Below are 7,708 nucleotides of genomic sequence, written 5' to 3' on the forward strand. Positions count from 1 at the left end.
GCCGGTCCGCGGCTCCCAGCCGCGCAGCGCGGCGCGCATCGCGGCGAGCCCCGTCGCCGCCACGAGGTGCGGGTAGAGGTCGCCGGGGGCGGCCCCGGTACGGCGCGCGAGCGCGACCGTCACCGCTTCCTCCATCCGGCGGTTGTTGCGCAGCGGCCGGTCCAGGAGCTCGGGCTCCGCGTGGAGCAGCGCCCGCCTGCGGGCGAACTCCGTGTCGGAGGCCACCACGGCCGGTACGGCCGCGAGGATCGCCGCGCGCAGTGCGGGCAGCGGGGCCTCGGCCGCCGGGCGGGCGAGGAGTCCCGCCACGACGCGCTCCCGCAGCCGGTGGTCGAGCCCGAAGACCGCGTCGTCCTTGCTCTCGAAGTAGTTGAAGAACGTACGCGGCGAGATGCCGACCTCCGCGCAGATGTCCTGCACGGTCACGTGCGCGGCTCCCCGTTCCGCGTACAGCCGCGTCGCCGCCCGGCGCAGCTCCCGCCGCGTCCGCAGCTTCTTGCGGGCCCGCAGCCCACCGGCCCCGTCCTCCTCGGCCGCTTCGTCCGTGTGCGCGCTGTGCTCGGGCATCGTCGTCCTCACCGCGTCCGTCCTCCGCCGTACGGAGGCGTCCGGACGGCATCGCCCTCGATTTTGCCATCTCTGTGCCAGAACTTGCACGAATGAATTTTTGCACGACTGCACGTTAATGTTAGCGTCGCTAAATATTGGTTTAGGCACATATATCCACGAGGAGACGAAGGCACCCATGGCGCGATCGGAACCCGGCACGGCTTCGGAGCCGGCCGCGAGCGGCGAGGGCTCCGCGCGCGAGAAGGCCCTGACCCTGGTCCGGACCCTGTGGTTCCCCGCGTTCATGTTCACGGGGTTCCTCGTCTGCTACCTCCTGCCCTTCCACAACCCGGTCCCGCACCACGTCAAGGTCGCCGTCCCCGCGGCCACCGCCGCGCCCCTCCAGAGCGCGCTGGACCACAGCGTCCCCGGCGGTTTCGACCTCGTCCCGGTGCACGACGCCCACGCGGCCCGCGCCGCCGTCACCGACCGCGACGCCGTCGCCGGATACGCAGCCGGCCCCGGCGCCCCCGAACTCTTCACCGCCAAGGCCGACGGCTACTCACTCGAATCCGTCCTCCAGAAGACGTTCACCGCCGTCGCCCAGCAGAGCGCGAACGGGGCGGACAGCCCGCACGCGGGCGGTCAGCTCGCCCTCAAGGTCACCGAAGTGGCCCCCATCGCCGCCGGTGACGGCATGGGCACCGGCCTCTTCTACGTCGTCCTCGCCTGCACCATCCCCGCCTACGTCATGGTGATGATGATGCTGCGGGCCACGAACTTCGGGCGGCGGGAGAAGATCCTCGTCCTCGCCGTCGCCGGAGCCGTCCTCGCCCTCGTCGCCTACGGCGTCGCCCGCTGGATGAACGTCATCCCGAACGACCCCCTCGCGATCCTCTTCCTCTTCCTCATGACCCAGGCCGTCTCGCAGACCGCGCTCGGCCTCGTGCCCTTCGTCAAGCAGTACCTGCCCGGCGTCGCCATGGGCCTGTTCGTGCTGCTCAGCATGCCCTCCAGCGGCGGCGCCATCCCGGTGCAGATGGTCCCGGGCTTCTTCCGCGCCCTCCACCCGGTCATGCCGATGGGCAACCTCATCGAAGCCCTGCGCGGGCTCTTCTACTTCGGCGGCAGGGACGTCGTGCCGCACGTCCTCGTCCTGCTCGCCTGGGTCGCGGCCGGCTTCGTCCTGCACGGCCTCGGCGCACTCCGCGCCCGCCGGGCCGCCGCCCGGGAGACCGCCGCGTCCGCCGTGCCCGAACCGCCCGTCGAGGACCCGGTCCTGGAGACCGGGCAGCCCGAGGCGCTGCCCCCGCACCGGGTCGCGAGCCTGCTCCCGCCGGCCCAGCTCACCGGCCGCGTCACCGACACCGACGGCGCCCCGCTGCGCGACGTCGTCATCACCGTCACGGGCACCCACGGCAGGGAACTCCTGCGCGCCACCACCGACGACGACGGCGCCTACGCCGCCGCCGGGCTCGCCGAGCAGACCGTCGTCGTCATCGCCTCGGCCCCCTCCCGGCTCTCCGCCGTCGCCCGGGTCGCGATCCGGGACGGGCACCCCGCCCGCCACGACTTCCACCTCGCGGGCCGGCCGGTCACCGTCTGAGCCCGCGCTCCGCCCACCTCGCGCTCCGCCAACGGAGTGCACCCCACTGGGCCGATCGGGCGGTTGCCGCCCGTCCCGGCCTTCGCACGCCGCGTGTCGTTCGTACTCTTCCGTCGCCATACGGGCGCAGGCGGGATCTCCCGCCCGCCGCTTGACGAATGACGAATGGAGACCGAGTGAGCTCGGCAGACACCCTGGTGGACTCCCGTCCCCCGACGCCCCCCGAACCCGTACGGCAGAGGTATCCAGGGGGCTGGGTGATCCGCTGGATCACCAGCACCGACCACAAGGTGATCGGCACCTCCTACCTGGTCACGTCGTTCACCTTCTTCTGCCTCGGCGGCATCCTCGCCCTCGTCATGCGCGCCGAACTCGCCCGGCCGGGACTTGAGATCATCTCGCCCGAGCAGTTCAACCAGGCGTTCACGATGCACGGCACGATCATGCTGCTGATGTTCGCGACCCCGCTCTTCATCGGCTTCGCCAACTGGATCATGCCGCTCCAGATCGGCTCGCCGGACGTCGCGTTCCCGCGGCTGAACATGTTCTCGTACTGGTTGTTCCTCTTCGGCTCCCTCATCGTCGTCAGCGGCTTCCTCACCCCGCAGGGCGCCGCCGACTTCGGGTGGTTCGCCTATTCGCCGCTCACCGACGCGGTCCACTCGACGGGCCTCGGGCCCGACCTGTGGATCATGGGCCTCGCCTTCCAGGGCTTCGGCACGATCCTCGGCGCCGTCAACTTCATCACCACGATCATCTGCATGCGCGCCCCCGGCATGACCGCCTTCCGCATGCCGATCTTCGTGTGGAACGTACTCCTCACCTCGGTGCTCGTGATCTTCGCCTTCCCCTGCCTCGCCGCCGCGCTCCTCGCGCTGGAGGCGGACCGCAAGTTCGGCGCGCACGTCTTCGACCCGGCCAACGGCGGACCGCTGCTCTGGCAGCATCTCTTCTGGTTCTTCGGCCACCCGGAGGTCTACATCATCGCGCTGCCGTTCTTCGGCATCGTCACCGAGGTCTTCCCCGTCTTCTCGCGCAAGCCCGTCTTCGGCTACGTGGGCCTCATCGGCGCCACCATCGCCATCGCCGGGCTCTCCATCACGGTCTGGGCGCACCACATGTACGTGACGGGCGGCGTGCTGCTGCCCTTCTTCTCGTTCACGACCTTCCTCATCGCCGTGCCGACGGGCGTGAAGTTCTTCAACTGGATCGGGACCATGTGGAAGGGGTCCCTGTCCTTCGAGACACCGATGCTGTGGTCCGTCGGCTTCCTGGTGACCTTCCTCTTCGGCGGACTGACCGGCGTCATCCTCGCGGCACCCCCGCTCGACTTCCACGTCTCGGACTCGTACTTCGTCGTCGCGCACTTCCACTACGTCGTCTTCGGCACCGTCGTCTTCGCGATGTTCGCCGGATTCCACTTCTGGTGGCCGAAGTTCACCGGCAAGATGCTCGACGAACGGCTCGGGAAGATCACCTTCTGGACCCTCTTCGTCGGCTTCCACGGCACCTTCCTCGTCCAGCACTGGCTGGGCGCGGAGGGCATGCCCCGCCGCTACGCCGACTACCTGGCGGCCGACGGCTTCACGTGGCTCAACACCACGTCCACCATCAGCTCCTTCCTCCTCGGCCTCTCGCTCCTGCCGTTCTTCTACAACGTCTGGAAGACCGCCAAGTACGGCAAGAAGGTCGGCGTCGACGACCCCTGGGGCTTCGGCCGCTCCCTGGAGTGGGCCACCTCCTGCCCGCCCCCGCGGCACAACTTCGACGCCCTGCCCCGCATCCGCAGCGAATCCCCGGCCTTCGAACTGCACCACCCGGCGATCAACGCGATGGACCAGACCGTCAACGCCCCGCACGAGTCCGTGACCATCGCCCCCGGCGAGCGCGACCACCGGGGCGAGTGAACCGGTGGGGCCGCCCCACGGCGGCCCCACCGGCCGTGACGCCCAAGACCTCTGACACGCACAGCCCCTGAAACGCACAGCCCCTGAACCACCCAGCCACTGACGCACAGAGCCCTGACGCAGACAGCAAGGAGCCGTAGTGGAGCAGCCCACCCCCGACAGCGCGCGTGGACTCGTCCAGCTGGAGGGGTACTTGCTGTGGAACGCAGAGGTGGCCGAGGCGAGGCGGCGGGCGCGGTGCTTCAGCGAGCACCTGCCCTGGCTCACCACCGCGCAGCGCGAGGACATCGAGCGCGCCTACACCGCCGACCGGCTCGACGACTCCAAGGAGATGCTGCGCCGCGTCGCCGCCCGCTCGGTGAGCCTGCGCGCCGAGTACACGGCCCGCTACGAGCGACTGCGCCGCCGCTGCGTGGCCACCGCCGTGCTCGGCACGGCGGTCGCCGTCACGAGCCTGCTGTGCGGGGTCCTCGCCGTCTTCGCCGGGGACTGAGCACCGGCACCCGGCGGGGGTTCGTCCGCCGGGGAGGCGGCCGAACACGGGAGGGGCCCGGCACCTGTGACAGGTGCCGGGCCCCTCCCGCGCGCCGTACTGGGGCGCGCCCTCGCTCAGACCTGCGGGGGCAGTCCGCGCGGCCGGCCCCGGCCGCGCGTCAGCACGTACCCGCCGATCCCGCACAGCGCGCCGAGCACCGCGCCGCCGCCGGTCCACCACCAGCGGTCGTTCCAGCGGCCCGAGGACCAGCCGTCCTCCGGTTCGGGCGCCTGCGGCGCCGCGGCCGGCAGGAGCGGCTTGGAGAGCTTGCCGCCCACGGCCTCGGCCCCGCCCTTGTCGACCGTGGACACCTCCACGGCCGCGTCGGCCGGCAGGCCCATGTCCTGCGCGGGCGCGTCGAGCACCGTCAGGCGGACGTAGTAGGCGCCGGGCAGCGGGTCGTTCGCCCACGGCTCGGCCCAGGCACGGACCGTGCGCAGCGTGCACGACAGCCGCACCGTGGTGGTCTCGGCCGCGACCGTACGGGTCTGGGCGCCGTAGCGGCACGCCTGCCGGCGCCGCAGCCCGTCGTACACGTCGACCTGCCACGTCTGCGCCCCGTGCCGGGCACTCGCCGCGGGGAGCTCCACCTCCGCGCGCACCGTCGCCGAGCGCCCGGCGTCGCCGGGGTACACCCAGTACAGGTAGTCGCCCGTCGAGGCGTGCGCCGTCCCGCGTGTTCCCACGTCGAGCGCGGTCGCGGTACGGAACGAGGTGCCCGCCTCCGTCGGCGCGGCCCCCTTGTCGTCCCCGTCGTCGGCCCGTGCCGCGGCCGCCGGGCCGAGCGCGAGGCACAGCGCGGCGAGCGCGGCCCCCGCGCGGCGCGCGAAGGCACCGGGCTTGATCCGCATCCTCATCAGTTGCTCCTCCACACCGTCACGCGCCAGCGCGAGACGAAGCCCCACACCAGTCCGGTCAGCAGACCCACCACCGCGAGCAGACCGAGCAGCCACCAGCCGTGCCCGAGCCCGAAGGAGGCCACGTCCGAGCCGTTCGAGGGACCGCCCACCACATCGACGGTCAGTTCCAGCGGCAGCCCGGGGGCCTTCGCGGTGCTCGCGCCCTGGTCGGTGAAGGAGTGCGCCACCTGGAGGCACACCGTCTCGGGCCGCGGCTCGTCACTGTCGTCGTCGCTCTCCGGCTTCGGGTAGCGCAAGCCCGTCGAGAGGGCGTCGGTACGTCCGGTCCCGGTCGCCTCGCCCCGTACGATCTCGCGCCCGTGCAGCGTCACCGCGCGCAGCAGCACTCCGCTGTCCGGTGCCACCGCGCGGTCCGCCGAGACGGTCACCGCCGCGCGCAACTCCTTGCCGGGCGGCAGCTCGACGCGGTACCAGCGGTGCTCGCCGACCTTCGCGCGGTCGCTGTACAGCCCCGTCTTCAGCTCGGGCGCCTGCGCGCACTGCGCCGTCCCCGAGACCGCCGAGGGGGTCACCACCGGGTCGGCCGCCCGGTGCACCAACTGCTTGACGCGGCCGGAGAGTTCCTTCGTGTGCCGGACAGTCGTGTACGTGCCGCCGGTCGCCTCGGCGATGCAGCTGAGCTGATTGCGCGTCTTCGCGTCGGGCACGAGGCCCAGCGTGTCGACGACGAGGTGCACGCCCTTCGCGGCGATCTCGCGGGCCACCTCGCAGGGGTCCCGCTGACAGGTGTCCTCGCCGTCCGTGATCAGGACGATGCGCTTGCTCGCCTCGCCGTTCTTCAGGTCGTCGGCGGCGCCGAGCAGCGCCGGGCCGATGGGCGTCCACCCCGTGGGGGAGAGCGTCGCCACGGCGGCCTTCGCCTCGGTACGGTCCGGGTGGCCGACCGGGTAGAGCTGACGGGTGTCCTTGCAGCCCGTCCCGCGGTCCTCGCCCGGGTAGTCGGCGCCGAGGGTGCGGATGCCGAGTTCGACGTCCTCGGGGACCGCGTCGAGCACCTCGTTGAAGGACTGCTTCGCCGCCGACATGCGCGAAGCGCCGTCGATGTCCTTGGCCCGCATGGAGCCGCTGACGTCGAGGACCAGTTCCACCTGGGGCGGCGCCTTGTCCGCGTCGGGCTCGTCCGCGGCCTGGGCGGTTGCCCCCGGCAGCAGGGCCAGCGCGACGGCGAGCGCCCCTCCGGCGGCTGCCACCCGGTATTTCGTCAAGATCATCGTGGGATCGTACGGATAATCGGCCGCGAAGCCAAAATAAGCCGTTCGGGGGACAGTTGACGACCCGTTCTGCTCCGGCTGCCGCCCCGGAGGGGCGTAGCCGCACGGGTGGTGTGTGGCGGGCGCGGGCCGGTGGAACGCGTGAGGCATGACAGAGAGAGACAGCCCCCGCTCGATGATGCCCCGTCTCGTGGTCCTCGCTCCGCAGCCGTCCCATCCGCCGTTCCGCGTCGTCGAGGCGGACGGGCAGGTGGTCGGCGAGGCCACCAACGTGAAGGAGGTGGTGGCGGTCGCCCTCGCTCTCGGCCTCACCGCGGAGGACCTCGACGATCCCGACAAGGTGCTGTGGGTCGGCGGGGACCAGTACAGCTGGACCCCGCGCTGAGCCGCCCGCACCACCACGTCGCGGCGCCGGGCCCCCTCCGGCGCCGCCGCGCGTTCCGGGGCGTGCGCGCGACGTCTCTCTCGTACGTCCTGCCACGGGAGAGTGCACTTCCCGCGGCCCGGCCCCGTACGGGCCCCGACGGCGGTACCCTCGGGCCCACCACGTCCCCTCCCCGTTCCCGAACTGGCCCGGCACCGCTGGCGGATGCCCTGACAGGCGTCCCGGTGCGGGCGGCATCCGACGGGAGGGCCACCGGACGCGGCAGACACCACTCCGGCCCCGGCCGGGGACCACCACCACGCCCAGGAAGTGAGTCGTCCGTGACCCAGGACCCCACCGAGGTGCAGAACCTCAAGGCGCAGTACGAGGCGAAGGTCGCCGCCGACCTGCACGCCAACACCGAGGAGCAGTCGAGGATCGCCGAGGAGATCGACGCGCTGCGCGAGCGGCTCGACATCCTCGCCCGCGAACAGGGGATGCTGGCGGGGGTGCAGCAGGCCCTCGGCGGCGGCGCCCCCGCTCCGGCCACCACCACCGCGGACCCCGCTGCGGCACCCGCCGCCGAGTCGGCGAAGGTGCCGCGCGCCCGCGCGGA

At 72.1% G+C, this 7,708-nt stretch carries 7 protein-coding genes and 1 pseudogene; 5 read left to right on the forward strand and 3 right to left on the reverse strand.

Features of this window, described 5'->3' with window-relative positions; genetic code table 11:
- On the reverse strand, positions 1–567 hold a 567-nt coding region (locus tag G3I42_RS29230), incomplete at its 3' end, for a TetR family transcriptional regulator (protein WP_164290760.1).
- 178 nt (positions 568–745) lie between these two features.
- Here G3I42_RS29230 and G3I42_RS29235 point away from each other — a divergent pair.
- The 3 genes from G3I42_RS29235 (at position 746) to G3I42_RS29245 (ending at position 4,555) form a co-directional block, all read left to right on the forward strand.
- Positions 746–2,155 carry a carboxypeptidase regulatory-like domain-containing protein gene (locus tag G3I42_RS29235; RefSeq protein ID WP_164290761.1) on the forward strand — a complete coding sequence of 470 codons (1,410 nt, stop codon included), beginning with the start codon at positions 746–748 and terminating at the stop codon, positions 2,153–2,155.
- A 158-nt stretch (positions 2,156–2,313) separates the two neighbouring features.
- Positions 2,314–4,062 carry a cytochrome c oxidase subunit I gene (gene ctaD / locus G3I42_RS29240; RefSeq protein ID WP_239096757.1) on the forward strand — a complete coding sequence of 583 codons (1,749 nt, stop codon included), beginning with the start codon at positions 2,314–2,316 and terminating at the stop codon, positions 4,060–4,062.
- A 139-nt stretch (positions 4,063–4,201) separates the two neighbouring features.
- Positions 4,202–4,555, forward strand: coding sequence for a hypothetical protein (locus G3I42_RS29245; protein ID WP_164290762.1), 354 nt, complete (start codon positions 4,202–4,204; stop codon positions 4,553–4,555).
- 116 nt (positions 4,556–4,671) lie between these two features.
- Here the strand turns inward: G3I42_RS29245 and G3I42_RS29250 are convergent, their stop codons facing one another.
- Complete coding sequence (locus tag G3I42_RS29250; protein ID WP_164290763.1) at positions 4,672–5,454, reverse strand: hypothetical protein; 783 nt, start codon at positions 5,452–5,454, stop codon at positions 4,672–4,674.
- The gene (locus tag G3I42_RS29255) at positions 5,454–6,728 is read right to left on the reverse strand and encodes a VWA domain-containing protein (RefSeq protein WP_164290764.1); all 1,275 of its coding nucleotides are present in this window, start codon (positions 6,726–6,728) and stop codon (positions 5,454–5,456) included. Before G3I42_RS29255 ends, G3I42_RS29250 begins: the two co-directional genes overlap by 1 nt.
- A 148-nt stretch (positions 6,729–6,876) precedes the next feature.
- On the opposite strand from G3I42_RS29255, the gene G3I42_RS29260 reads away from it, so the two are divergent.
- On the forward strand, positions 6,877–7,113 hold the full coding sequence (locus G3I42_RS29260; RefSeq protein ID WP_203607510.1) for a hypothetical protein: 237 nt from the start codon (positions 6,877–6,879) through the stop codon (positions 7,111–7,113).
- A 224-nt stretch (positions 7,114–7,337) separates the two neighbouring features.
- Positions 7,338–7,708, forward strand: a pseudogene (locus G3I42_RS37170) (hypothetical protein); the annotation flags it as partial.

Source organism: Streptomyces sp. SID11385 (genome assembly GCF_010548245.1).
Lineage (GTDB): Bacteria > Actinomycetota > Actinomycetes > Streptomycetales > Streptomycetaceae > Streptomyces.

Bases quoted from the DNA above. Each gene is read 5' to 3' on its own strand.
- G3I42_RS29235 (WP_164290761.1), top strand. From the start codon at position 746: ATGGCGCGATCGGAACCCGGCACGGCTTCGGAGCCGGCCGCGAGCGGC.
- G3I42_RS29260 (WP_203607510.1), top strand. From the start codon at position 6,877: ATGACAGAGAGAGACAGCCCCCGCTCGATGATGCCCCGTCTCGTGGTC.
- G3I42_RS29255 (WP_164290764.1), bottom strand. From the start codon at position 6,728: ATGATCTTGACGAAATACCGGGTGGCAGCCGCCGGAGGGGCGCTCGCC.
- G3I42_RS29250 (WP_164290763.1), bottom strand. From the start codon at position 5,454: ATGAGGATGCGGATCAAGCCCGGTGCCTTCGCGCGCCGCGCGGGGGCC.
- ctaD (WP_239096757.1), top strand. From the start codon at position 2,314: ATGACGAATGGAGACCGAGTGAGCTCGGCAGACACCCTGGTGGACTCC.